This window comes from Herminiimonas glaciei (genome assembly GCF_042664955.1).
Lineage (GTDB): Bacteria > Pseudomonadota > Gammaproteobacteria > Burkholderiales > Burkholderiaceae_D > Oxalicibacterium > Oxalicibacterium glaciei.
This window is the reverse complement of the sequence record NZ_JBHTBU010000002.1, coordinates 257,838-283,261: the sequence shown is the minus strand read 5'-3', so window position 1 is coordinate 283,261 and position 25,424 is coordinate 257,838. Positions and strand designations below refer to the sequence as shown.

The following is a 25,424-nucleotide window of genomic DNA, read 5'->3' as shown; positions in this document are numbered from 1 at the left end:
AGGACACATCATGCTCAACTCCGCTAAACCGGCCATTCCACTGGAAGCTGTCATCTTTGATTGGGCCGGCACACTGGTCGATTACGGTTCACTGGCACCCACACAAATCTTTGTCGATGCCTTCAAGAGTTTCGGTATGGACATCAGCCTGGAGCAGGCGCGCGGCCCTATGGGTTTATCCAAATGGCAGCACATCCGCACCTTGCTGGATGATGCGGTCATCGCCGAGCAGTGGCAGCAATGCGTGGGCAAGCCACCAACCGATCAGGATGTCGACGCCCTCTATGCGCGTTTCATGCCGATGCAAATCGCCAAGGTCGGTGAATACTCGCAGCCTATTGACGGTGCGGCCGCCACATTGGCGGCCTTGCGTGCGCAAGGATTGAAAGTAGGTTCCTGCTCCGGTTATCCACGTGAGGTATTGAACATACTGCTGCCACTGGCGGCGCAGGAAGGTATCGCACCGGATCATGTGATTGCCGGTGATGAACTGGCTGCCGGCGGCCGTCCTGGCCCGTATATGGCACTCGCGAATGTGCTGGCACTGAAGATCGGCGACGTCGCTGCTTGTATCAAGGTTGATGACACCGTACCCGGCATCCATGAAGGTTTGCGTGCCGGGATGTGGAGCGTTGGTGTTTCCCTGTCCGGTAATGAGGTCGGCTGTACGCAGGAACAACTCACTCAACTGCCACCGGAACAACTTGCAAGCCTGAAGGCCAACGCGGAACAGCGTCTGCGCGAGGCCGGCGCGCACTATGTAATTGATAGCGTCGCCGACTTGCCCCTCGTAGTGCAGCAAATCTCTGCCCGCCTGCAAGCGGGGGAGCGGCCCTGACGCGCCCGGATAGCAATTGCCGCAACAGGCGCCATGGGCCTTACAGACTGTAGTCATAGCATACAGAAAGGGGGCGCATCCGCAGCACGCAATAAATTTGTACCGCGTAATCGAATTGCACAAACAAGTATCAACAGACGACAACATCCAATTCTTGAGGCATTTAAAAAATGAAAATGAAAAACCTGGCGACAGCAATGTTCGCCGCATTTGGCCTGATGGCCACCGGCGCTTATGCGCAATCCAACGTCACTATCTACGGCATCATGGATACCGGCGTCGAGTATGTGAACAACGCCAATGCGAATAAAGACGGTCTGGCCCGCCTGAATTCCGGCACCATGAACACTTCACGTCTGGGCTTCCGTGGCGTTGAAGATCTGGGCGGTGGTTTGAAGGCCGTATTCCAGTTGGAAAGTGGCCTGAAGGTAGATACCGGTGCGCAAGACGCCCCGGACTTCTTTGGTCGCCAGGCTAACGTCGGGCTGGAAGGCAGCTGGGGCCGTATCGTCGCCGGACGCTCTTTCACCACCACCTATGATTTCATCGGACAATTCGACCCGACCGGTTATTCGGCTGCTTACTCATGGGTTACCGCAGGCAGTGCAACCGGTGATCGCAAAGATGGCATGGTGACTAATAGCCCGAACATGGTCAAATACCTGGGCAAATTCGGTGACTTCAAAGTCGGCGCAAACTATGGCTTTGGTGAAGTTGCCGGCAACAACCAGGCCGGTTCCCAGTTCGACCTCGGTGCCGGTTACGACCGTGGCCCATTACACCTCGCAGCAACGGTACAACGCGCGAATGGTGCGGCCAATGGCTTGGGTGCATACGATAAAGCCACCATCGCGCATCTGGCCGCTGACTATCAATTCAACGATACCTGGGGACTGGACCTCGGCTACCGTAATTACAAAAAGACCTTTGCGAATAACGCAGCCGACTTGCGCAGCAATTTCTACTGGGGCGGCCTGACGTACAGAACGACCCCGGCCTTGACCCTAATTGCCCTGCTGTCCTATCAGGACATCAAGAATGTTGCGGCCGGCACTGATGCAGATCCATACATGCTTACTTTGCGCGCAAAGTATGCCTTGTCGAAACGTACGGACCTGTACTTAAGCGCTGCTTACGCCAAGGCCAAGAACGGCCAATTGACAGGCGTATCGCGCGATGACAAAGGTTTTGCTGATAATCAAACCGGTATGCTTGCCGGTATCCAGCATCGGTTTTAAGCGGACCGTTCGGCACACCTGAATCGTCTGTAGTCGTGCCGCATGGCTTCCGCTGTCGGATGTTGGAAAATGAGTCTTGTCTGCCGCAATAATTAGGTAAGATCAGCCTTGCATTCCTCATCCGACAATTAACAGCGAGAGCAAACATGCACACGGCAGATGAAGAACTTTCGATACCCCGGGCCATCGTCACCGATCGCGTCGCGCGCCTGCGCCTGCTGACGGGTTTGCTGCAGGGTGCAATCCTGTATGCACTCTATTTCAGCCTGAAAGAGAAATTCTGGCCTGCTAACAACGGCTATCTGTTCTCGCCGCTGACGATGATCTTTGTCTTCGTGCCGATACTCTTCATCTCTGGACTGGGGCATCTGAACGCACGCCGGATGTGGATCTGGATGATAGCCGCCGCCGTGATATGCGTGTTAATGGGTGTCTACGATATCTGGCGCATAGGCTATATCGACAGCAATGATTGGTTCGGTGTGGATGGCGTCCGGCGCACGCCCTCTACGCTGGTACTGTTATTCGTCACCGGCGGTTTTTATATAGCGCATGCCCTGGTCCTCGCCGCTGCGGCCGATGACAAACGCATCGCGCGTTACCCGACTTACTTTGAAACGGCGTGGAAGCTGATCATCCAGATCAAGTTTTCCATCCTCTTCGTCGCCGTCTTGTGGCTGATCCTGTGGCTGGGCGCGACGCTGTTCATGCTGGTCAAAGTCAATTTCCTGCAAAAGCTGCTGGAACAGTCATGGTTTGCGATTCCGGTCATCACCTTTGCTTTCTCTACCGCGCTTCATATAACCGATGTGCGACCTGGCATCGTGCGTGGCATACGCAGCCTGTTGCTGGTACTGATGTCCTGGCTGTTGCCGATTACGGCTCTGATCGTGGGCGGCTTTTTGCTGACCCTGCCGTTCACCGGACTGGAACCGTTATGGGCGACGCGGCATGCGACCTCGGTCTTGCTCGGTGCCAGCGCTACCCTGGTGATATTGATCAATGCGGCATTCCAGGGTGGTGAAGTCGGCAAGGAAGTCGCACGTGTACTGCGTATCAGCGCGCGACTGGCGTGCCTACTGTTGTTGCCGATGACACTGATCGCCATCTATTCGCTGACTTTGCGTGTGCAGCAATATGGCTGGAGCCATGATCGTGTGATTGCTGCCGCCTGTCTGTTGGTGGCTACCTGCTACGCCAGCGGTTATCTGTGGGCGGCACTGGAACGCGGAGTCTGGCTGGCGCGCATAGCGGCGGTCAATGTCCTGACCTCCTTCCTGATCCTGGCGACACTGCTGGCCCTGTTTACTCCGGTGGCAGATCCGGCGCGAATTTCGGTCTCCAATCAATTGGCACGCTTGCAGTCCGGCCAGGTCAGCGCGGATAAGTTTGATTTTGAATATCTCCGCTTTGAAGGGGCGCGCTACGGTGACAGGGCCTTGAAAGCATTCAAGGAAAAAGCGGAAGGTCCGGATGCGGCGGTGATCAGCAAACGTGCATCTGCCGCGCTGGAAAAGAAAAATCGCTGGAGCCGCCAGGATCCGGATGCGAACAGCCAGTCACGTGCCGCCAACATAGCGGTCTGGCCGAAAGGTCAGACTTTGCCGGAAGCTTTCCTGAAGCAGAATTGGGGGGATGGCGGGAGTAGTTATTTGCTGCCTGACTGCCTTAAATTGCAAAACAGCAAATGCAATGCCTACCTACTGGATTTGAACGGCGACGGCAAAACCGAGATCCTGTTGAAAAATGAGCAGGATTACGGTCACTTCGTCGTGTTTGCGCAGCAAACCGATGGCTCGTGGAAACCGGCCGGGTCTATGACCGGCCATGCCGGCTGCAAGGAAGTAGCCGAAGCGCTGGCTGCTGGTCGCTTCCGCAGCACACCGCCGCTGTTCCAGGATCTGGAGGTGGCGGGTCAACGTCTGCATGTGCAGCCGTGGTTGAACGACCAATTGAAATGCAATGTGCTGCGGGGAACAATGGAGCAATATAGCCACAAGTAATAGGGTTATCGGTTTTACTTCAAACTTTACTTTTAAATTTGTACTAGAATTTAAATCGAGTGGCTGCGTCACTGCAGCCCTTCATCAGGCATCAACAACAACTCATTTTTATTAAGGGGAATTCGGCTGAACTCTTGAGTATCCAAGTTATCAAACGATGGGACCAAACTGAGAGATATAACGCAATCACTTGGAGGAAAAAAATGGATAAAGCACTGAAATCCTGTCCGTTCTGCGGCAGCAAGGCAGAACTGAAAGAAGCCCATTACCTTGAATCCGAATTGCCTTACAGCTACGTGCATTGCACGAGTGAAAGTTGCACCCTCAACCACAACACTGCGCATTTCAGCGGCAACACGGAAGCCAGGAATAGCGAAAACGCAGTAACTGCCTGGAACAAGCGGCTGGAAATCCCCGCCGTGCACCACTAGATATTCATCCGTAACCACATCAATGGCTTGGGCAACCAGGCCATTTTTATTTGTGCGCCCGCTTTAGCGCATGCCCACCGCATGTGAGCGACAATAAAAAAAGCCCGCCGTAGCGAGCTTTGTGTTTCCGTCCGTTTACATCAGATCATGATGATCGCTGCCACGATACCGAGCAGGATAGACCACTTCACCAGATAGTAGAGCGGCTTGTTATAAGCCTTCAGCTTCTTGCCGTTGGCCCGGATCGCATAGATATTCTTGAAGGCGCGGTTCACGCCGCCGGTGCGGTCTTCCATATCGTTAGGCGCTGCGGTGGCCGACATTACGGTGTTGCTGAACCAGTGGTTCACCGCTTGCGCCCAGCCCCACTTCATCTTGCGTTCCAGGTCGCAGAACAGGATGATGCGGTTCTTGTCGCTATTGTTGGCGGCCCAGTGGATATAGGTTTCATCGAAAATCACCGCTTCGCCGTCGCGCCAGCTGTAATCGACGCCATCCACATTGATGAAGCAGCGATCGTCATTCGGCGTCACCAGGCCGAGGTGGTAGCGCAGCGAACCGGCATACGGATCACGGTGCTTGCCGAGGTCAGCGCCCGGTGGCAATTGCGCAAACATCGCCGCCTTGATGCACGGGATCGAATCGAGGATTTCCACCGTGCGCGGGCAACGGGCGATTGCCGACGGATGGCTGTCACCGTACCACTTCAGGTAAAAACGGGTCCAGCCGCGACGGAAGAAGGAATTAAAACCGGCATCGTCCATCTTGGCGGAGGCCTTGATACCGCCTTCGCTTTGCAGCGCAACGGCTTCATCGCGGATCACTTCCCACTGGTCGGCCAGCTTTTTCAGTTCCGGATAGCTGTTGACGTCGTGGTAAGGCTTGTCCGGCAGGCTGGAAAACAGCGTCATGAACGCATTGATAGGCGCCATGAAAGTCGAATGGTCAGTCGACTGACGCAACCATTTATGCCGTATCTTGCCGCGGTAATGTGTATAGCAAACGCTGGCCAGGAACAGCGTGATCAGAGTCCATTTAATCATCGGTAGAAATAGTACAGACAGGGCGAAAGGCAAATTGTACCCAACTGCAGCGGGCTCTGCAGGGAGTGTTGCAATCTGAACATTATCTTAACAAACGCGGGGATTTGGACGGGCAAGGCCGTGGTCAGCCGCAGTTCTTGTTGCGGCTAAGCATGGTACGGATCGCTGCGCGAGTGGCAGCGATCCCTGGAGCGATGGGTTGGCTTGTGAATTAGGCGACTGCGTCCAAAGCCTGGTTCAACGTATTGCTTGGACGCATGGCCTTGCTGGTTTTGCTGACATCCGGGTGGTAGTAACCACCGATATCGACCGGCTTGCCTTGTGCCGCCTTCAATTCGGCCACGATGGTGGCTTCATTGTCGGCGAGCGCTTTGGCCAGGCCCTTGAATTGCGCTTGCAGGTCCGGATCTTCGGTTTGCTCGGCCAGTGCCTGCGCCCAGTACAGTGCGAGGTAGAAATGGCTGCCGCGGTTATCGAGGCCGCCGACCTTGCGTGCCGGTGACTTGTCGGTATCGAGGAATTTGCCGGTTGCCTGGTCCAGGGTTTTCGCCAGTACCAGTGCTTTCGCATTGCCGTAGGCATTGCCGAGGTGTTCCAGCGAAGCGGCCAATGCCATGAATTCGCCGAGTGAATCCCAGCGCAGGAAATCTTCTTCGACGAATTGCTGTACGTGTTTCGGTGCGGAACCACCGGCACCGGTTTCAAACAAACCGCCACCCGCCATCAAAGGCACGATGGACAGCATCTTGGCGCTGGTGCCCAGCTCCATGATAGGGAACAGATCGGTTAGGTAATCGCGCAAGACATTGCCGGTGACCGAAATCGTATCCTTGCCGGCACGTATGCGGTCGATCGAGAATTTAGTCGCTTCCACCGGCGACAGGATGCGCAGGTCCAGGCCTTTGGTGTCGTGGTCTTTTAGGTAGTGATTCACTTTGGCGATGATTTGCGCATCGTGTGCACGCTTGGCATCCAGCCAGAACACGGCCGGTGTGCCGGTGGCGCGGGCACGATTGACGGCCAGTTTGACCCAGTCCTGGATAGGCGCATCTTTGGTCTGGCACATGCGGAACAGGTCGCCGGCTTCGACTTTTTGTTCCAGCAATACCTTGCCGCTTTCATCTGTCACGCGCACCACGCCGTCCGTGGCGAGCTGGAAGGTTTTGTCATGTGAGCCGTATTCTTCGGCGGCTTGCGCCATCAGGCCGACGTTAGGTACGCTGCCCATGGTGACCGGATCGAACGGGCCGTTTTGTTTGCAGTCGTCGATGACGACCTGGTAAATATCGGCATAGCAGCGATCCGGGATCACGGCTTTCGCATCCTGCAAGTCGCCGGCTGCATTCCACATCTTGCCGGAATCGCGGATCATTGCAGGCATTGATGCATCGACGATCACATCGCTAGGGACGTGCAGGTTGGTAATACCTTTTTCGGAATTCACCATCGCCAGTTGCGCACGCTGGGTGTAAGCAGCTTCGACATCGGCGATGATCGCAGCCTGGGTATCGGCCGGCAAGGTTTTGATGCGGGCGTACAAATCGCCGATGCCATTGTTAGGATCAAAGCCGACTTGCTTCAATACTTCTGCATGCTTGGTCAAAGCATCTTTGTAGAATACCGAAACGACCTGGCCGAAGATGATAGGGTCGGACACCTTCATCATCGTTGCTTTCAGATGCACCGAGAACAATACGTCCTTGGCTTTGGCATCGACGATTTGTGCTTCGATGAAGCTGCGCAAGGCATTGCGGCTCATCACTGCCGCGTCGATGATTTCGCCTGCTTTGACCGCGGTCTTTTCTTTCAATACGGTCTTGCTGCCATCGGCTGCAAACAGTTCAATCTTCACATTGCCGGCTTGTGCTATCAGTGCGGATTTTTCGCTGCCGTAGAAATCGCCATGGTCCATATGTGCGACATGCGCTTTCGAATCCTTAGACCAGGCGCCCATCTTGTGCGGGTGTTTGCGTGCATAGTTCTTGACCGATAAAGGTGCGCGGCGATCCGAGTTGCCTTCGCGCAGCACCGGATTGACCGCACTGCCCTTGATCTTGTCGTAGCGTGCCTTGACGTCTTTTTCTTCGGCGCTATTCGCTTCATCCGGATAGGACGGCAGTTTGTAACCCTGCCCTTGCAATTCCTTGATCGCGGCCTTCAGTTGCGGGATCGAGGCGCTGATGTTCGGCAACTTGATAATGTTCGCTTCTTCTTTGGTCGCCAGCTCGCCGAGTTCGGCCAGTGCCGGTGCAATCTTTTGCTTGTCGTCCAGATAGTCGGGGAAAGCGGCGAGGATGCGGGCCGCCAGCGAGATGTCGCGGGTTTCAACGGCGATGCCGGAAGTGCGGGTGAATGCTTCGACGATAGGAAGTAATGAATACGTTGCCAGCGCAGGCGCTTCGTCAGTGAGGGTATAGATAATCTTCGAACGTGCGGGCATGGTCATTTCCTATTGTGCTGAGGTAAAGAAATATCAAAGCAAAGAGCGGCTCTTGCCGTCGATCGATGCGATGACACGTTAGTGTGGAACATCTGCTGTATGCCCGGGTCGCCATCCACGACGGTTACACGTGCATATTGTTACTGCTTGCCGTTGCAGGGGCGGCTGAGTATCACACGGGTCTCTTGATGGCAGATCTGTGGTCGCCAATTCAGTTTCAGTGTGACTGGAATCCCAAATTGTACCCAACTGTGGTCGCATCCGCATACCTGACTGCTTATTGTGACAAATCCACAAGAGTTATATGGGTTTGCGCAGGCAAAACCAGTATTCACAAGGCCGGGGCTGACCTTTCGGGAAGCGTCCTATTCCCCGCTGCTCAGACGGAGATGAATACTGCTCAGTTGATAGGTACCGTCACAGGCAGGGAGAAATCATATGAACGGGATACAGCGGGTAAAACCTGTAGCGCTGATGTTGGCGTCCGCTTTGATCGACTGCCTGGACAACCGTACCGCTGGGTGCTGAGAAATGCGGGATGAACGCAGACGCTGAATACGCGAGCGATTGTTAAGTTATTTAGCCAGGCTGAATATGGGAGCCATCTGGAAGGTGCTGCGCAAGGGCAAGCAAAAAGGCCAAACTGCCTGCTTGATTATGCAAGCAGACGGTTGGGCTGTCGCAGTATTTGAGTTTGCTGGCTATTAATTGTTAATCAAATCCGAGTTTGGATTGTTGGACGGTTCTTGGAGGAAGTCCGCGAGGGATGAAGTTTTCTTTGCGCAACCAACCAAGCCATTGCTTAAGCTCTTGAGATGTAAAACGTGCTTTACGTTCGTGCCAGTTTTCGCGAACATCTGAGATGATCTGTGCATCCGTCGGTTGAGTACCATCGATCAGAAAATCATTCCAGACTGCAAAAAGCGTGGCGATGATCTCGACTTCTTCAGTCTTCTTGTCTGCCAAGGCGTAGATTAGACGGTCAAATTCAGTTTTCTGCGCGGGTGTCATCAAGGTTTCAGCTTGTGCCGCAGGCTCCGATAATGCTGACAAGCGGCGGTACTCCGTCTTTTTCCTGCCGTTGGCCAAGGTCTTTTCATTGACCTCGAACCAGTGCTTGCTTTGCCCTTGTCGCTCGAATTCATAAATCCAAGTATCTAGTGGCCCGGCAGCTTCACGCTCGGGCTTCAGGTCCAGCGCGAGGCCAATATGTGCTTGCGTCAGGTACAGTACCTTGGCGGCAGCGGTTCGGCCGAAGCTCGGCGCGTTGGCCAGTTTGCTGATGATATAGCCGCCGATGGTAGCGCGGTAGTCGGCCAAGTTGATTACTTGGGGGCATGAAGGCACTGCTTGCGACGGCTCTGCTTTTACCTCGGCTTGCGATTGGGTATGCATCAACGCGTTTAGCAATTCGGCCTGTTTGTTGCTGGCTGCGTTGATGTGTTGATCCAGCGTATCACACAGAGCCATTAGTTCTTCTATTTTGGAGACGATGCGGTTTTGTTCGAATAGAGGAGGTAGAGGGAAACGGAATAAAACAATTTCCGATAAATAAAGACATGGCTGAGCGCCGCCGCGTTTTTTGCTATGAATAGATGCTTGCAGTAAATCTGAGTTCATGGAGTATTTCAGATACTTGCTATCCAGAAGTAATGGTTTTATCAGTGCTACGCTTCTAACTAGTGCGAAGTCTGAGTTTTGAGGTACAAGCGATGCGCGGCCAATTGTTCCGCCGACGGATACAATTAAGAGATCACCAGCCTCTGGTAGACATCTTTCTCTTGATTTTAGATAGTGTTGTTCAGAAATAAAGTCGCAATTATCAAAACTCAAAAAACCATTTCGAACATTTTTTGCAGAAAGGAGTTTGAAGCCAGATGATATTCGGGGCGGCGTTTTATGATCTCCGTCAGTAACTTTTGAGGTTACCTCTCCCAGTCTCACCACTCCCATCCCTGCGGCAACTTATAGGATTTTTCCTCTTCGGTCACTCGTGGCAAGGGCTTGGTTTTTTTAATTTTCCCCTCTTTCACTAGTCTCTGTTTTCCGGCTTCGATCTCTTTTAAAAGTTCGCTGGCTGGCTGGTCGCCCGGGTTTTGCGGGACGAGCTTGCCCATCACCGCCAGTTGCAAGATGGCCTTGCGCAGTTCGGCGACGTTTTCCTTAACGGTGCAGAGCTCGCCGAAGTGTTCGGCGAGGAAGGCCTGGGCGCGCTGGTGTTGGTCGGGTTCGGCGATGTCCAGCAGTTGCTTGACGGCTGCGGCATGAACGGTCAGGCGCGCTCCCTGCTGTGCAGTACGCAGTTTTTCCAGCTCATCGCAACGCGCCATCAGTTCGTCGATTTTGGCGACGATTCGTTTTTGCTCTGCTAGAGGCGGCAAAGGAATTAAGTGATTTATGACAGTAGATGTATTGAGTTCAATCTGATTGGTGGTGCCCGAGGCAGAGGTTTCGATGCCCGCTTGAACCCACGGGCTCTGAATCCAACGCCAGAGGAATTGATTATTAACACTTAGAGCGCGAACAATAGTGACGTGTGAGTCCGCTACAAGCTCTGTGCTATTCAGATCATCTGGGACAAGGCAGGCCCGACCGATCGTTCCGGTGCCAGTGGAATTCCAAAGTAAATCACCCCCTTGCAGAAAACGTAGGGACTCATACTTCTCCAATGATTCTGGATCTATATATCGAGCCGGTTCTAGGTCAAGGCCATACCAGCGCACGCACTTTTGCGATATGACTCTGTGGGTCGAAAAATCTACGTAGCTTGGCCCCTTACCTCGCTGGATATACGAAGCGATCGCCCCGAGCCTCACCCACTCCCATTCCGGCGGCAATGCATACGGCTTTTCCTCTTCAGTCTCCGGCAGTGGGGGCTTGGGTTTCTTGATCTTGCCTTCCTTCACCAGCCGCTGTTTCTCAGCTTCGATTTCTTGCAGTAGATCGCTTGCAGGCTGCTCGCTCGGATCTTGCGGCACCAGCTTGCCCTGCATGGCCAGCGTCAGGATCAACTCGCGGAGCTTCTTGATGCCATCGGGTGCGGCAAAGGCGGTATCGAAGTGCTTTTCCAGCAGTTCGGCGGTGTGTTTATTCATACTCGCCTCCCAGTTCTCGCTCGATCTGGTACTCCACCACGCCCATGGGCTGGGTCTTGTTGAAGAACACGGAATGGTCGTTCATTTCGCCCCTCCGCTGGTGGTCTTGAGCGTGGCTAGCAGTTCGGTTTTCAGCGCCTGTTGGGCTGCTTGTAACTGTCGGGTAATGTCTTGGTATTCGGCCATCAGTTCGTCCAGATCAGCCAGTTCGATAGCCACCTCGTGCGGGTTCTTGCTGTCCAGGTTGTAGTTGCGAGCAGCGAGATCCTTGGCTGAGACCTTCCAGGCATGCTCGGTGGTCTTGCGTCCCTTGCGTTGTGGGCCGCCCCACCAGGTTTTCTCAAGATCGAATTCCTCAATGGTCAACGGCTTGGAGCGCGAGTAGCTCTTGTAGCCTGCCGGATAGGGATGTTCGAAGAACCAAACGTCCTTTGTCGGGCCGCCCTTCTCGAAGAACAGGATGTTGGTGGAGATGCTGGTGTAGGGGGCGAACACGCCTTTGGGTAGGCGCACGATGGTGTGCAGGTTGAATTCTTCCAGCAGTTCGCGTTTGAGCGTGGTTTTCACACTTTCACCGAACAGGAAGCCGTCCGGTAGCACTACGGCGGCACGTCCCGTGTCTTGTCTGAGCAAGTGCATGATCAAGGCCATGAACAGATCGGCGGTTTCACGGGTTTGATGCTTGGCGAGGAAGTTTTTCTCGATGCCATCCTCTTCCATGCCACCGAAGGGAGGGTTGGTGATGACGATGTCCATCCGGTCGCGTGGGCCATAGTCCTTGAAGGGCCGAGAGAGTGTGTTGTCGTGGCGGATGCGGGTAGGCACGTCGATGCCGTGCAGCATCATGTTGGTCATGGCCAGCATGTGCGGCAGGGGCTTCTTCTCGACGCCGTGGATGTTTTCTTGCACCAGCCGGTTGTCATCTGGCGTCTTGACCTGCTTCCTGAGGTGTTCGATGGTACAAGTCAGGAAGCCGCCCGTGCCGCAGGCCGGGTCGAGAATGCTCTCGCCGAGTTTCGGGTCGAGGATATCGACCATGAATTGCGTGACTGCACGCGGAGTGTAGTACTCGCCTGCATTGCCGGCCGACTGCAGGTCGGCGAGGATTTTCTCGTAAATATCGTTGAATAGGTGCCGGTCGCTGGACGAGTTGAAATCCACGTCTTCTTCGATGGTGTTAATCACTTGGCGCAGCAGCGTGCCGGACTTCATGTAGTTGTAGGCATCCTCGAATACCGAGCCGATCACCCGGCCTTGCGCGGACACGCCTGCCTTGGTGGCTAGTTGTTTCAAGGAAGGAAAGAGGTCATTGTTGACGAAGTCGACCAATTCTTCGCCAGTCATGCCCTCAGGATCCTTGGCCCAATTGCTCCAGCGGAAACGGCTTTGCAGCGGCGAACGGTAATTGGACTGAGTTAGTTCCCACTCCTGTTCTTTGTCGTCGAAGATTTTTAAGAACATCAGCCAGCAGATCTGGCTGATGCGCTGAGCGTCGCCATCGACGCCGACATCCTTGCGCATGATGTCCTGGATGGTTTTGATCAGAGTTGCAAGTGACATGAATACTTTCTGGGTTTAGTTCTGGTCAGGCGCGGTAGAGTTCTTGCTCGAGCTCGTTGACAGCCTGTTGGTATTGGGTCTTGCCGCCAAAGGCACGTACCAGTTCAATTGGTGTGCCCAAGCGGTTGAAAGGAGCGATGGCGAGGATCTGTGTCTCCTCGATAGCTGCTACGCCTTCGTCGGCATACTTGTCGAGCAAGGCTTCGAGTACCTTTTGCGCCCGCTCGCCGTACTTGGCGAAGTAATGACGTTTCTTGACCTGTTCAGCCCGTTCCTTGCGAGTAAGCGCGGGCTGGTCCCAAGCTACATGGCATAGCAAATCGAAAGGGTCGAAATCTTTGCCGGATTGCTTGTCCACCTCGTCGGCCAATGCTTCGAAGAAGATGCCTTGGTTGGCAAGTTCCTCAATGATAACCTGCTTCTTCTCGGCCTTGCCCCAATGGCGCAGAAAATCGTCGAGCGATGCGAACTCCTTGGCCAAGGTGTTGCGAGTATAGTCCTTCAGGGACTCGGTGATCAGTTTGCCGTTGGCGTCGAAGTACTGCACCCGTTCGGCCACCACCTTGACCTCAACATTGGCCACAACGTAACGGCGCACATTGCTGCCTTCCTCGCCTGACAGGGGTTCGGCTATGCCACCAAGAGACGTGGCGTTGTCGCCCGACGTGGGATAGGTGAATTCATCGTCAGGTGACGCCTCCTCATCCTCTTCATCTGGAGGAAGCGGTGGCTCGCCTGGGCCTGGCTCATAGATCTGCACGGGATCACCGTCGAAAGTCGGATCGGCGAACAGCTCGGTCGCTTTCTTGAAATCGAGGATAGTGAACCAGTACTTGTCGAAGTCCTCGTTGATGCGCGTTCCGCGGCCGATGATCTGCTTGAATTCAGTCATGGATTGGATGCGCTGATCCAGCACGATGAGCTTGCAGGTCTGGGCATCGACGCCCGTGGTCATCAGCTTGGAGGTGGTCGCGATGACCGGGTATTTGCTTTCCGGGAAGATGAAGTTATCCAACTCCATCTTGCCTTCTTCATTGTCGCCGGTGATGCGCACGACATAGCGGTGGTTCTGCGCCACCAGGTCGGCATTTTCGTTGACCAGCGCCTGGCGCATACGTTCGGCATGGTCGATGTTGTCGCAGAAGACAATGGTCTTGTCGAAGCGGTTGCTGGCTTTCAGGTACTCGCTTATCTTGCGCGCTACCACGTGGGTGCGCTGTTCCAGTACTAGCATCTTGTCGAAATCACGCTGGTTGTAGATCCGGTCTTCGATCTCGTTGCCGTGCTTGTCGAGCATGCCCTTGTCGGGACGCCAGCCGGTCAGGTCTTTGTCCAGGTCGATGCGCACCACCTTGTAGGGTGCGAGAAAGCCATCGTCGATGCCCTGCCGTAGCGAATAGGTGTAGATGGGCTCGCCGAAGTAGTCGATGTTGGAAACTTCCTTGGTTTCCTTGGGCGTAGCGGTCAAGCCGATCTGGGTGGCGGAATGGAAATACGTCAGGATCTCACGCCAGGCCGAATCTTCGGCAGCGCTACCTCGGTGGCATTCATCGATCACGATCAGATCGAAGAATTCCGGGCTGAACTGCTTGTAGATGTTCCGTTCTTCTTCGTTACCGGTGACGGCCTGGTAAAGCGACAGGTAGATTTCATACGACTTGTTGGCTTGCCGCTTCTGGATCTTGGTCATCGCTGCGCCGAACGGCTTGAAGTCGTTGGTCATGGTCTGATCGACCAGGATGTTGCGGTCTGCCAGGAACAGGATGCGTTTCTTGGCGCGCGACTTCCACAGCCGCCAGATGATCTGGAAGGCGGTATAGGTCTTGCCTGTGCCCGTGGCCATCACCAGCAGAATGCGCTTTTGCTCTTTGGCTATCGCCTCGATGGCCTTGTTGATGGCGAGCAATTGGTAGTAACGGGGCGTCTTGTTGCTGCCATCGCTGTAGTAGTCCTGAGCTACCAAAGCCTGTTGCTGCGTGCTCAGCCCTTGATGCTCAGCCCACCATTGCCACAGCGTATCGGCACTGGGGAACTCATCCAGGCTCAGTTCGCGTTCGATAACACCGTCTTTGACGATCTTGTTGTGAAACAGGAAGCCATCGCCATTGCTGCTGAACACGAAAGGCACTTGCAGCATTTCGGCATAGCCAAGAGCCTGTTGCATGCCCGAGCCGATGGCATGCTTGTTGTCCTTGGCCTCGATGACGGCAATGGGCAGGTTGGGCTTGTGGAACAGCACATAGTCGGCGCGCTTGTGCTGACCACGCGTGTGCAGTTTACCGCGCACAATGATGCGCCCCTTGGTCAGCAGAAATTCTTCGCGGACCTGAGTCAGAACATCCCATCCGGCCCTCTCTAGAGCAGGTGTAATGAACTTGGTGCAAATGTCACGTTCGCTGAATTGGAGTTTATCCATCAGATGGTTTCCTCCAATGTTCCGGTGGTGCTCACAGTTTGGAATTCATAATGTTTTTTTGATCACCAAATTGCGGTAATGTCGAAACGGCTTGAGATCGTCTGTAAAAATAACTACTTGCCGATACAGAAGCGGCTGAAAATCACGCCAAGCAAATCGTCGGAAGTGAATTCACCGGTAATGCTGGACAGGCGTTCCTGGGCCAGGCGCAATTCTTCGGCGAACAGATCCAGGGCCGGGTCGGTTGCTTCGCTATCGTGCGCTGCGTGTTGCGCCGCCATTTCCAGATGGTCATGTGCTGACTTCAAGGCGACCAGATGGCGTTCGCGCGCCAGGTATAGCGATTCGCCGGTTTGTTGCCAGCCGATCAGGCGTAACAATTCACCGCGCAGCAAATCCATGCCTTGCAAGTCGGTTGCCGACACATAGATATGCGTCGAATCCGGCATACGGTCGATTGCAGGGCGATGACCGGACAGGTCGATCTTGTTCCAGATGCGCATGACCGGGATATTTTCCGGGAAGCGTTCGACGATTTGTTCATCGGCCCGGGTCGGGCCACGGTTGGCATCCAGCATGTGGATGATGACGTCGGCGGTCTTTACTGCAGCCCAGGTGCGTTCGATACCGATGCGCTCTACTTCGTCGGTGGCATCGCTGGCATCGCGGATGCCGGCGGTATCGATCACGTTGACCGGTATGCCTTCGATCTGGATGGTTTCAATCACCTTGTCGCGGGTGGTGCCGGCAATCGCGGTGACGATGGCGACATCGCTGCCGGCCAAAGCATTCAACAGCGAAGATTTACCGACGTTCGGTTGCCCGGCCAATACGATATTCAAGCCGTCGCGCAGCAAAGCACCTTGTGAAGCCTGGGTGAAAACAGCTTGCAGTGCCTCGCGTATGCCATTGAGCTGGCCGCGTGCGTCGGATTTTTCCAGGAAGTCGATTTCTTCTTCCGGGAAATCCAGCGTGGCTTCGACCAGCATGCGCAGGTTGGTGATCTTGTCGACCAGGTCCTGGATGGTTTTCGAAAAAGCGCCGGACAAGGATTGTGAGGCCGACTTGGCGGCGGCTTCGGTCGAGGCTTCGATCAGGTCGATCACGCCTTCGGCTTGCGCCAGGTCCAGTTTGTCATTGAGGAAGGCACGATGCGTGAATTCACCCGGTTGTGCCATGCGTAGACCGATATCAGTACCCGCTTCCAGGCAACGTGTCAGCAGCATTTGCAGCACGACCGGACCGCCGTGGCCTTGCAGTTCCAGCACATCTTCACCGGTATAGGAATGCGGTGCCTTGAAGTAAATCGCCAGACCCTGGTCGATCACGCTGCCATCGGCATTGACGAAATTGGTGAAAGTCGCATGGCGCGGCTGTAATTCGGCACCTTTGGTGGCGCACACTGCCTCGATGATGGAAGAGATATTTTTACCGGAGACGCGTACGACGCCGATGCCGCCACGGCCTGGAGCGGTGGCGATTGCTGCGATGGGGGAAGAGTCAAAGTTCATGCAGTAATTCTATAGGTTGTTCAGATGTTTTAGGCAACAAAAAAGCCCGCAAACAACACGGGCTTTTTTTATTTGCGGTAATCGGTGATTACCGGCGCTGATTTAGTTCACGATGCCCATCTTTTTACTGATGGTCCATTGCTGCGCAATCGACAGGATGTTGTTGACTACCCAGTACAGCACGAGGCCGGCAGGGAAGAAGAAGAACATCAGCGAGAATGCGATCGGCATGAACATCATGACTTTAGCCTGGATCGGATCCGGCGGAGTCGGGTTCAGCTTGGTCTGGATGAACATCGAAATCGCCATCAGGATCGGCAGGATACCGATGGTCAGATGGAAAGAACCGATCATGTACGAACCGAACAGGGTATCCGGCGACGCCAGATCGCTGATCCACAGCCATGGTGCATTACGCATTTCGACGCTGGCCAGCAGTACCCAGTACAGCGAAATGAAGACCGGGATCTGGATCACGATAGGCATACAGCCGCCCAAAGGATTGATCTTCTCTTTCTTGTACAGCTCCATCATGGCCGCATTCATCTTTTGCGGTTCGCCTTTGTACTTGGTACGGATTTCCGTCATCTTCGGCGTGACCAGTTTCATCTTGGCCATGCTGCGATAGCTGGCAGCCGACAATGGGAAGAAAGCCAGTTTGATGACGATGGTCAGCACCACAATGGTCCAGCCCCAGTTGCCGAGCAATTGGTGGATCTGGATCATCAGCCAGAAAATCGGCTTGGCGATGATCGTCAGCCAGCCATAATCCTTGACCAGTTCAAAGCCGGGAGCCACTGCTTCCAGGCGTTTCGATTCTTGCGGGCCGGAGTACAGCGTCGCATCCATCGACTGGGTTGCGCCAGGAGCGACTGCGCCCATAGGCATGATCGCGCCGACTGCGTACAGATTGGTTGCCAGTTTCTTGGTGAAGTATTCACGCGGCACATTGGCCGGTGGTACGAAAGCCGAAACGAAGTAATGCTGCACCATCGCGATCCAGCCGCTGTCGGCTTTCACGACGTGCTCGATCTTGCCTTTTTCGATCGATTCGAAAGTGACTTTCTGGAACTTGTCGCTATCTGAATAGACTGCAGGACCGGTAAAGGTGCTGTAGAACATCGATTCATTATTCAGCTTCGAACCGTCGCGTACCAGTTGCAGGTAGAGCGATGGATTGATCGCGGCAGCGGTTTTGTTGACGACATCATGTTTGATGTCGATCTTGTATTCGCCGCGCTTGAAGGTGTAGGTCTTTACCAGTTTGACGCCGTTTTGTTCGGCTTCCAGCACCAGTTGTACCTGGTCGCCGGCTTCCAGCGAGCGTGGGCCCGGGCGCACGGTGAACAGCGACTTGTGGTTAGGATATGCGCCGCCGATCAGGCCGGTCTGGCCGAGATAGGTACGTGGCGGGGTCGAATCGAACAGCACGATATCTTTGGTCGAATCCGAGCTTTCGTGGTGCGTCAGCAATTCGAGGTGACGGATTTCGCCGCCCACGGTATCGATGTCAGCTTTGATCAGGTCGGTCGTGATGGTCACGATTTCGCTCTTGGTCGGTGCTACGCCATCCGGTACGCCGGCAGCACTGGCTGCGTGGGCGCTGGAAGTCGGGACATCTGCGGTTGGAGCCGCGGCCGTTTTACCGTCGTCAGTCGCAGCAGGTTTGGCTGCTTGCGTGGTCGGATTGTCGAAGAAGATCGATGGTTTGCCGGTATAGCGGTTGTAGTTGTCCCACAGCATCAACAGTGAAAACGAGAACACAACCCACAGGACGGTACGTTTGATATCCATAAGTGTCTTAATCAGTAATCAGGAATGGCCGCAACCGCAAGCGGTTGTAGAAGTTTTGGACGATGATTTTTTGGGTACCGGATCAACGCCGCCGGCATGCCACGGATGGCATTTGCACAGGCGCTTGGTCGCCAAAAAGCTGCCCTTCAATGCGCCGTGCTCTTCAAGAGCCTCGATAGCATAGCTGGAGCAGCTTGGATAAAAGCGACAATTCTGTCCGAGAAACGGGCTGATGCCCAATTGGTAAGCACGTACCAGTAACTGCAAGATCGTTTTCATTTGTTCGCCTCCGGCAAACGCTGCGAAACACCTTGATGCAGACTTAGAGAAGCAAACAGTCGCGTCAATTCTTCCCGTAATGCGGCTTTCAGGCTGGCCGTGGTGGCTGGCCCTTTTTTCGAATTAACAGGTTGTGACAGACGAACGATGCAATCGATGGACGGCAATGCCGTTTGTCGGAACAATTCCCGCGTCACGCGTTTGATCGTATTACGAGTCACGGCACGTGGCGCGAAGCGCTTGGCTGCTACCACACCCAGACGGGCGTGTGGCAGATCGGTCTGACGCGTGTACAGCACGAAGTGTGCGGTACGTTGCACGGGTCGCAAACGAAAAACGGATGAAAATTCATCCGTTTTAACGATCCGCCGATCGCGTGCAAAGTCGAGCGAACGATCGCCGGTCACGCCATTCGCTTAAGCAGCGAGGCGTTTGCGGCCTTTAGCGCGACGTGCATTGAGCACAGCGCGGCCACCGCGGGTTGCCATACGGACGCGAAAGCCATGGGTGCGCTTGCGGCGTACGACGGAAGGTTGGTAAGTACGTTTCATGTTGGTCTCGCTAATCAGCAAATAATATAAATCGGAACATCACGCGCCCATCGCCAAATTTCTGGGCAGCTGGTGCATGCTGATGCCTGACTGGCGACAACACAACTTACCAACATCCTGGGTAGTGAACCCTGAATTAGACAGCATTTTCTGCTTCCCTGTCAATCACTTAGCATACTTTTACGCAAGAAGTACACATTGAAATAAGCGTCCAGCCTGTGGATAACTTTGCCGGTCAAGGGTAGAATAGGCCAACATGTGGCGCGCCGACCGGCATATAAATAGACCACCCTTGGCCGCCGCAGCAACACCCCCGAACAAATTCACGTAGACGATTCATGGAAAATTTCTGGCAGACCTGTTCCGCCCAGTTGGAGCAGGAATTGACGCCTCAACAATATAGTGCGTGGATTAAACCACTGGCACCGCTCGATTACGAGGATGGCACGCTGCGGATCGCCGCGCCGAATCGCTTCAAGCTGGACTGGGTAAAAACCCAGTTCGCCGGCCGCATCACCAGTATTGCCGCACAATTTTGGGACATGCCGGTCGACGTGCAGTTCGTGCTCGACCCGCGCCTGGCCTCGGCCAAGAAACCGGCCGCGTCCGCCAATGTTGCCCCAACACAATCCGACGATGTGCCGGCCAGCGTGCTGGAACCGATTCCGTCGAACGCGACCGACCACACCCCGCGGCGTGATCAAAGCCGTATTAATACAGCGCTGACATTTGACAGTTTCGTCACCGGTAAAGCCAACCAGCTGGCCCGTGCGGCGGCGATCCAGGTCGCCAATAATCCCGGCAGTTCCTACAATCCGCTGTTCTTATATGGCGGCGTCGGCCTCGGTAAAACCCACTTGATCCATGCCATCGGCAACCAGGTACTGGCTGACAATCCGGACGTCAAAATACGCTACATCCATGCAGAACAGTACGTTCGCGACGTAGTGACCGCTTACCAACGCAAGGGTTTTGACGACTTCAAGCGCTACTATCACTCGCTCGATCTGTTGCTGATTGACGACATCCAGTTCTTTGGCGGCAAGAGCCGCACGCAGGAAGAGTTCTTCTATGCCTTCGAAGCGCTGATCGCGGCGAAGAAGCAAATCATCATCACCAGTGACACCTATCCAAAAGAAATCACCGGCATGGATGACCGCCTGATTTCACGTTTCGATTCGGGTTTGACGGTTGCCGTCGAACCGCCGGAACTGGAAATGCGGGTTGCCATTTTGCTCAAAAAAGCGGTGCAGGAAGGTGTGACCTTCTCCGATGACGTGGCGTTTTTTGTTGCCAAACATTTACGTTCGAACGTTCGTGAACTGGAAGGTGCGCTGCGCAAGATTCTTGCTTACTCCCGTTTCCATGGCAAAGACATCACGATTGAAGTTGTCAAGGATGCACTAAAAGATCTCCTGTCGGTGCAGAACCGCCAGATCTCGGTGGAAAACATCCAAAAGACCGTGGCTGACTTTTTCAATATCAAAGTGGCGGATATGTACTCCAAAAAGCGCCCTGCGAATATTGCGCGACCACGCCAGATTGCGATGTACCTTGCCAAAGAATTAACGCAAAAGAGTTTGCCGGAAATCGGCGAGCTGTTTGGCGGACGTGACCATACGACGGTCTTGCACGCGGTACGCAAGATCGCGGCGGATCGCGGCAAGAGCCCGGAATGCAACCATGAGTTGCATGTGCTCGAGCAAACGCTAAAAGGTTAAGCACCGAAATCGCTGCTGCCTATCGGCCTGTGGATAACTTTGTGGATATCCGTGGGATAAGTGGTGGATATCCGGTGCATAAGTAAGAAGAAGGACAAAATCACGGCAAACCGGCTTTTAGACGGGTGTTTCTGTCAAAATACGGGGTGTTGTAGAGTATGCCTCCGGTTAAAAATGCCGCGTTCCGCACCACCCTGTTTTTATCCAGGTGGAAATGGAATGAAGGCCAAAAAGAATGCCGGTCGACGTGTGCGAAATCAGTCTCTATATATAGAGTGCCGATGAAGTGCATCAGGCATGGGTTTCACTGAATACCGTATTCGTTTAACTATCGATAAGGATCTAACTATGCAATTGGTCAAAACCCAACGAGACGCGCTGTTACGTCCGCTGCAGATTGTGAGTGGTATTGTCGAGCGTCGGCACACATTGCCGATTCTGGCCAATATCCTCATTCGCAAGGATGGCGAGAGAGTCTCTTTCCTGTCGACCGACATTGAAGTGCAGATCACCACGCATGCACAAGTCGGTAGCGGCAACGACGTTGCATCGACCACGGTTGCTGCGCGTAAATTGCTAGACATCCTGCGCGCGCTGCCGGACTCCGGTGACGTGTCGCTGACACTTGCTAACAAGCGCATGACCGTGCAATCGGGCAAATCCCGTTTTGCATTGCAGACCCTGGCTGCTGAAGAATTCCCTACCGTGGCCCAAGCTGAGCAATACAACGCCAAAGTCACGCTGCCGCAAAAAACCCTGAAGCACCTGTTCAACATGGTCCACTTCTCGATGGCGCAGCAAGATATCCGTTATTACCTCAACGGCCTGTTGCTGGTGGTCGATGGCAAGAACGTCATTGCCGTGGCAACCGACGGTCACCGCCTGGCTTTCTGCCAGGTTGCTACCGAGCAGGAATTCCCACGCCAGGAAGTCATCATCCCGCGCAAAACGATCATCGAACTGCAGCGCCTGCTGGAAGAAAACGACCAGCCGGTTGATCTGGAAATCGCCAACAACCAGGTCAAGCTGACCTTCGGCGATATCGAACTGATCTCGAAGCTGGTGGAAGGCAAGTTCCCGGATTACACCCGTGTCGTACCCAAGGGTTACAAGAACAACTTCACCATCGGCCGCGATGCCCTGCTGCGTTCGCTGCAGCGCGCTGCGATCATGACCTCGGACAAGTTCAAGGGCGTACGTTGCATCATGAGCCCGGGCAGCATGAAAATCAGCTCGACCAATGCCGACCAGGAAGAAGCGGTCGAAGAAATCGAAATCGATTACGGCGGCGATAGCGTCGATATCGGCTTCAACGTGACCTACCTGCTGGACGTATTGAACAACCTGAAAGGCGACAGCATCAACATCGCCCTCGGTGATGCCAATTCGTCCGCACTGATCACCGTGCCGGATAATCCGGACTTCAAATACGTCGTCATGCCGATGCGTATTTAAGGGCTGGAACAAGAGCCGAAAAAGGGGATAAAACGCTTTAAAAACAGCGCTTTGCCCCCATGTAGGAAAGATCGCAAAGCACCTCCATTTTTGTTTGTTGCAATGGATAAAGATGGTCGGCTTTGCAGTAGTAAAGAGAACACAGCAGTCAGTTTTGCAGCAATTTTTTGTAGTTAAGTTATTTGCCAGTATGTGTGAGGTCAAGCCAGCCAGCGCGCGTAAATTGTATGAGCCGCGCAAGCCAGTTCTTTCCCTTTCAGGGGAAAACCGGATAGGTCAGCCTCTTTGAGTAACCGCCAGGTATTCAAACCCGCCTTCCGTTTTTCCAGCCCGACGCCACGCGCCGGGAGAAAGGCCAAGCTCCCACAGCAGGTGAATGACTTAGTAACCGTTTTTTAAAGGTAACCATGTCCGCGATCCCTAACGACAACGCCCCACAGCCGCAATCCGCTCAATACGGTGCGTCCTCCATCCAGATCCTCGAAGGGCTGGAAGCAGTGCGCAAGCGCCCAGGTATGTACATTGGTGATACGTCGGACGGTACCGGTCTGCACCACTGCGTGTTCGAAGTGCTGGATAACTCCATCGATGAGTCGCTGGCCGGTCACTGTACCGAGATCCACGTCACCATCCATTCCGACAACTCCATCTCCATCACCGATAACGGTCGCGGCATCCCGACCGGCATCAAGTGGGATGACAAGCACGAGCCGAAACGCAGCGCGGCGGAAATCGTCATGACCGAGTTGCACGCAGGCGGCAAATTCGATCAAAACTCATACAAAGTCTCCGGCGGTTTGCACGGCGTCGGTGTGTCTTGCGTTAACGGTTTGTCGAAACTGCTGAAGCTCACCATTCGTCGCGACGGCAAAAAACATGAAATGGAATTCGTGCGCGGCGTACCGCAAAACCGTGAAGTCGAAACCATCGACGGCATGGTCGTGTCCCCGATCAAAGTCGTAGGCGATACCGACAAGCGCGGTACCGAAGTGCACTTCTGGGCGGATGAAGAAATCTTCACCAACGTCGAATTCCACTACGACATCCTGGCCAAGCGTATCCGCGAACTGTCCTTCCTCAACAATGGCGTGCACATCAAGCTGAGCGATCAGCGCACCGGTAAGGAAGAAGACTTCGCATTCGAAGGCGGCACCCGCGGTTTTGTTGAATACATCAACAAAGCCAAGAGCGTGCTGCACCCGACCATTTTCCAGGCGACTGGCGAACGCTTGTCGGACCAGGGCACCAACATCACGGTCGACGTTTCGATGCAATGGAACGACGCCTACAACGAACAGGTACTCTGCTTCACCAACAACATCCCGCAACGTGACGGTGGCACCCACCTGACCGGCTTGCGCGCGGCGATGACACGCGTCATCAACAAATACATCGACGAACACGAGTTCGCAAAAAAAGCCAAAGTGGAAATCAGCGGCGACGACATGCGCGAAGGCCTCACCTGCGTATTGTCGGTCAAAGTGCCTGAACCTAAATTCAGCTCGCAAACCAAAGACAAACTGGTCTCGAGCGAAGTACGCGGCCCGGTTGAAGAAATCGTCGCGAAGACACTGGCTGACTACCTGCAAGAAAAACCAAACGACGCCAAAATCATTTGCGGCAAAATCGTTGAAGCCGCGCGTGCGCGTGAAGCAGCGCGTAAGGCGCGTGACCTCACCCGTCGTAAAGGTGTAATGGACGGCCTCGGCCTGTCCGCCAAGCTGGCCGACTGCCAGGAAAAAGATCCGGCGCTGTGCGAACTCTACGTAGTCGAAGGTGATTCCGCGGGTGGTTCGGCGAAGCAAGGCCGCGATCGTAAATTCCAGGCCATCTTGCCATTGCGCGGTAAAGTCTTGAACGTGGAAAAAGCCCGCTTTGAAAAAATGCTGGCCAGCGAACAGATCACGACATTGATCGCGACGCTAGGCACCAGCATCGGCGCGGATGAATTCAACATCGAAAAGCTGCGTTACCACCGCATCATCATCATGACCGATGCTGACGTCGACGGCGCCCACATCCGCACCCTGCTGCTCACCCTGCTGTATCGCCAGATGCCGCAACTGGTAGAGCGCGGCCACGTCTACATCGCGCAACCGCCGCTGTATAAGGTCAAGCACGGCAAGGACGAACGTTATCTGAAAGATGACGTGGAAGAAGCCGTCTACATGATGCAAATCGCATTGAACGATGCAGCGTTGATTCCAAGCGAAGGCGCACAGCCTATCGCCGGCGATGCATTGGCTGAACTGGTCCGTCAGTACAACATGGCCAACGCCATCATCAACCGCCTGACCCGCGCAGTAGACGGTGCCGCCCTCACCGCCATCATGACCGGCGTCACGCTGGATCTGAGCTCGGTCGACGCTGCGCAAGCATCTGCGCAGCGCCTGGAACAAGGTATCAACGAACCAGCGGTAACTGTCACGGTGAAATCGGATGAATTGTCGGGCAAACACACCCTGCGCATCAACCGCATGTACCACGGCAACGTCAAAGCCAGCAGCATAGACAGCGATTTTGTCACCGGTCCTGATTACACAGTCTTGGCGGCAGCGGCAGCAACCTTCAAAGGCCTCATCGGCCCAGGTGCACTGGTACAACGTGGCGCCGGCGAAAAAGCCAAAGTATCGGCCATCAGCGACTTCCACCAGGCGATGAACTGGCTGCGCAGCGAAGCAGAACGCAACGTCGGCAAGCAACGCTACAAAGGTCTGGGTGAAATGAATCCAGAGCAGCTGTGGGAAACAACGATGGACCCGGCTGTGCGCCGCTTGTTAAAAGTGCAGATCGAAGATGCGATTGCTGCGGATCAGATCTTTACTACTTTGATGGGTGATGATGTTGAGCCGCGTCGGGCGTTTATTGAGTTGAATGCGCTTTCGGCGGGGAATATTGATATTTAATTTTCGCTTTAACCCTCGTAAAAAAGCCTCCTTGTGGAGGCTTTTTTACTTTAGGTTAGATCTTTATACTAAAAATGTGCTGTCGTATAGATGCCATTTCCGCTTCAATATGAATAACAGATGTTAATTAAGAGGTGTTTGAA

Annotated in this window: 18 protein-coding genes; 7 read left to right on the top strand and 11 right to left on the bottom strand. The window is 54.3% G+C overall.

Going from position 1 to position 25,424, the window contains the following annotated elements:
* Window positions 1-10 precede the first annotated feature (10 nt).
* The 4 genes from phnX to ACFQPC_RS12110 all read left to right on the top strand — a co-directional run bounded on the left by phnX (window position 11) and on the right by ACFQPC_RS12110 (window position 4,510).
* Window positions 11-838, top strand: a complete 828-nt coding sequence (gene phnX / locus ACFQPC_RS12125) for a phosphonoacetaldehyde hydrolase (protein ID WP_382272199.1) — start codon at window positions 11-13, stop codon at window positions 836-838.
* Between the two features lie 176 nt (window positions 839-1,014).
* Window positions 1,015-2,076 (top strand): porin, encoded by a 1,062-nt coding sequence (locus ACFQPC_RS12120; protein ID WP_382272936.1) that lies wholly within the window; start codon window positions 1,015-1,017, stop codon window positions 2,074-2,076.
* A gap of 146 nt (window positions 2,077-2,222) precedes the next feature.
* Window positions 2,223-4,079, top strand: a complete 1,857-nt coding sequence (locus ACFQPC_RS12115; protein WP_382272198.1) for a DUF4153 domain-containing protein — start codon at window positions 2,223-2,225, stop codon at window positions 4,077-4,079.
* A 203-nt stretch (window positions 4,080-4,282) separates the two neighbouring features.
* Entirely contained in the window at window positions 4,283-4,510 is a 228-nt protein-coding gene (locus tag ACFQPC_RS12110; protein WP_382272197.1) for a Lar family restriction alleviation protein, read from the top strand.
* A gap of 140 nt (window positions 4,511-4,650) precedes the next feature.
* Here the strand turns inward: ACFQPC_RS12110 and lpxO are convergent, their stop codons facing one another.
* The 11 genes from lpxO to rpmH all read right to left on the bottom strand — a co-directional run bounded on the left by lpxO (window position 4,651) and on the right by rpmH (window position 19,199).
* Window positions 4,651-5,550 (bottom strand): lipid A hydroxylase LpxO, encoded by a 900-nt coding sequence (gene lpxO, locus ACFQPC_RS12105; RefSeq protein WP_382272935.1) that lies wholly within the window; start codon window positions 5,548-5,550, stop codon window positions 4,651-4,653.
* Window positions 5,551-5,764: 214 nt separating this feature from the next.
* On the bottom strand, window positions 5,765-7,993 hold the full coding sequence (locus tag ACFQPC_RS12100; RefSeq protein WP_382272196.1) for an NADP-dependent isocitrate dehydrogenase: 2,229 nt from the start codon (window positions 7,991-7,993) through the stop codon (window positions 5,765-5,767).
* 711 nt (window positions 7,994-8,704) lie between these two features.
* Window positions 8,705-9,937 (bottom strand): restriction endonuclease subunit S, encoded by a 1,233-nt coding sequence (locus tag ACFQPC_RS12095; protein WP_382272195.1) that lies wholly within the window; start codon window positions 9,935-9,937, stop codon window positions 8,705-8,707.
* On the bottom strand, window positions 9,934-11,088 hold the full coding sequence (locus ACFQPC_RS12090) for a restriction endonuclease subunit S (protein ID WP_382272194.1): 1,155 nt from the start codon (window positions 11,086-11,088) through the stop codon (window positions 9,934-9,936). Before ACFQPC_RS12090 ends, ACFQPC_RS12095 begins: the two co-directional genes overlap by 4 nt.
* 81 nt (window positions 11,089-11,169) lie before the next feature.
* Window positions 11,170-12,648 (bottom strand): type I restriction-modification system subunit M, encoded by a 1,479-nt coding sequence (locus ACFQPC_RS12085; protein WP_382272193.1) that lies wholly within the window; start codon window positions 12,646-12,648, stop codon window positions 11,170-11,172.
* A 25-nt stretch (window positions 12,649-12,673) separates the two neighbouring features.
* The gene (gene hsdR, locus ACFQPC_RS12080) at window positions 12,674-15,064 is read right to left on the bottom strand and encodes an EcoAI/FtnUII family type I restriction enzme subunit R (protein WP_382272192.1); all 2,391 of its coding nucleotides are present in this window, start codon (window positions 15,062-15,064) and stop codon (window positions 12,674-12,676) included.
* 113 nt (window positions 15,065-15,177) lie between these two features.
* Window positions 15,178-16,575: a tRNA uridine-5-carboxymethylaminomethyl(34) synthesis GTPase MnmE gene (gene mnmE / locus ACFQPC_RS12075; RefSeq protein WP_382272191.1), complete on the bottom strand. Its 1,398-nt coding sequence runs from the start codon at window positions 16,573-16,575 to the stop codon at window positions 15,178-15,180.
* Window positions 16,576-16,677: 102 nt separating this feature from the next.
* On the bottom strand, window positions 16,678-18,369 hold the full coding sequence (yidC, locus tag ACFQPC_RS12070; RefSeq protein WP_382272190.1) for a membrane protein insertase YidC: 1,692 nt from the start codon (window positions 18,367-18,369) through the stop codon (window positions 16,678-16,680).
* An 18-nt stretch (window positions 18,370-18,387) separates the two neighbouring features.
* Window positions 18,388-18,648: a membrane protein insertion efficiency factor YidD gene (gene yidD, locus ACFQPC_RS12065; RefSeq protein ID WP_012081530.1), complete on the bottom strand. Its 261-nt coding sequence runs from the start codon at window positions 18,646-18,648 to the stop codon at window positions 18,388-18,390.
* Window positions 18,645-19,055, bottom strand: a complete 411-nt coding sequence (gene rnpA / locus ACFQPC_RS12060) for a ribonuclease P protein component (protein ID WP_012081531.1) — start codon at window positions 19,053-19,055, stop codon at window positions 18,645-18,647. Before rnpA ends, yidD begins: the two co-directional genes overlap by 4 nt.
* Before the next feature lie 9 nt (window positions 19,056-19,064).
* Window positions 19,065-19,199 (bottom strand): 50S ribosomal protein L34, encoded by a 135-nt coding sequence (gene rpmH, locus ACFQPC_RS12055; RefSeq protein WP_011872825.1) that lies wholly within the window; start codon window positions 19,197-19,199, stop codon window positions 19,065-19,067.
* A 338-nt stretch (window positions 19,200-19,537) separates the two neighbouring features.
* Between rpmH and dnaA the strand changes: the two genes are divergently transcribed.
* The 3 genes from dnaA (at window position 19,538) to gyrB (ending at window position 25,281) form a co-directional block, all read left to right on the top strand.
* Complete coding sequence (gene dnaA, locus ACFQPC_RS12050; protein ID WP_382272189.1) at window positions 19,538-20,920, top strand: chromosomal replication initiator protein DnaA; 1,383 nt, start codon at window positions 19,538-19,540, stop codon at window positions 20,918-20,920.
* 348 nt (window positions 20,921-21,268) lie between these two features.
* The gene (gene dnaN / locus ACFQPC_RS12045; protein WP_011979228.1) at window positions 21,269-22,375 is read left to right on the top strand and encodes a DNA polymerase III subunit beta; all 1,107 of its coding nucleotides are present in this window, start codon (window positions 21,269-21,271) and stop codon (window positions 22,373-22,375) included.
* 407 nt (window positions 22,376-22,782) lie between these two features.
* Complete coding sequence (gyrB, locus tag ACFQPC_RS12040) at window positions 22,783-25,281, top strand: DNA topoisomerase (ATP-hydrolyzing) subunit B (RefSeq protein ID WP_382272188.1); 2,499 nt, start codon at window positions 22,783-22,785, stop codon at window positions 25,279-25,281.
* The last annotated feature ends 143 nt before the right edge of the window (window positions 25,282-25,424 follow it).

What these genes read in the sequence shown, in the direction of transcription:
- phnX (WP_382272199.1), top strand. Translation starts at nt 11, where the DNA reads ATGCTCAACTCCGCTAAACCGGCCATTCCACTGGAAGCTGTCATCTTT.
- ACFQPC_RS12120 (WP_382272936.1), top strand. Translation starts at nt 1,015, where the DNA reads ATGAAAAACCTGGCGACAGCAATGTTCGCCGCATTTGGCCTGATGGCC.
- ACFQPC_RS12115 (WP_382272198.1), top strand. Translation starts at nt 2,223, where the DNA reads ATGCACACGGCAGATGAAGAACTTTCGATACCCCGGGCCATCGTCACC.
- ACFQPC_RS12110 (WP_382272197.1), top strand. Translation starts at nt 4,283, where the DNA reads ATGGATAAAGCACTGAAATCCTGTCCGTTCTGCGGCAGCAAGGCAGAA.
- ACFQPC_RS12100 (WP_382272196.1), bottom strand. Translation starts at nt 7,993, where the DNA reads ATGCCCGCACGTTCGAAGATTATCTATACCCTCACTGACGAAGCGCCT.
- ACFQPC_RS12090 (WP_382272194.1), bottom strand. Translation starts at nt 11,088, where the DNA reads ATGAATAAACACACCGCCGAACTGCTGGAAAAGCACTTCGATACCGCC.
- ACFQPC_RS12085 (WP_382272193.1), bottom strand. Translation starts at nt 12,648, where the DNA reads ATGTCACTTGCAACTCTGATCAAAACCATCCAGGACATCATGCGCAAG.
- hsdR (WP_382272192.1), bottom strand. Translation starts at nt 15,064, where the DNA reads ATGGATAAACTCCAATTCAGCGAACGTGACATTTGCACCAAGTTCATT.
- mnmE (WP_382272191.1), bottom strand. Translation starts at nt 16,575, where the DNA reads ATGAACTTTGACTCTTCCCCCATCGCAGCAATCGCCACCGCTCCAGGC.
- yidC (WP_382272190.1), bottom strand. Translation starts at nt 18,369, where the DNA reads ATGGATATCAAACGTACCGTCCTGTGGGTTGTGTTCTCGTTTTCACTG.
- yidD (WP_012081530.1), bottom strand. Translation starts at nt 18,648, where the DNA reads ATGAAAACGATCTTGCAGTTACTGGTACGTGCTTACCAATTGGGCATC.
- rpmH (WP_011872825.1), bottom strand. Translation starts at nt 19,199, where the DNA reads ATGAAACGTACTTACCAACCTTCCGTCGTACGCCGCAAGCGCACCCAT.
- dnaA (WP_382272189.1), top strand. Translation starts at nt 19,538, where the DNA reads ATGGAAAATTTCTGGCAGACCTGTTCCGCCCAGTTGGAGCAGGAATTG.
- dnaN (WP_011979228.1), top strand. Translation starts at nt 21,269, where the DNA reads ATGCAATTGGTCAAAACCCAACGAGACGCGCTGTTACGTCCGCTGCAG.
- gyrB (WP_382272188.1), top strand. Translation starts at nt 22,783, where the DNA reads ATGTCCGCGATCCCTAACGACAACGCCCCACAGCCGCAATCCGCTCAA.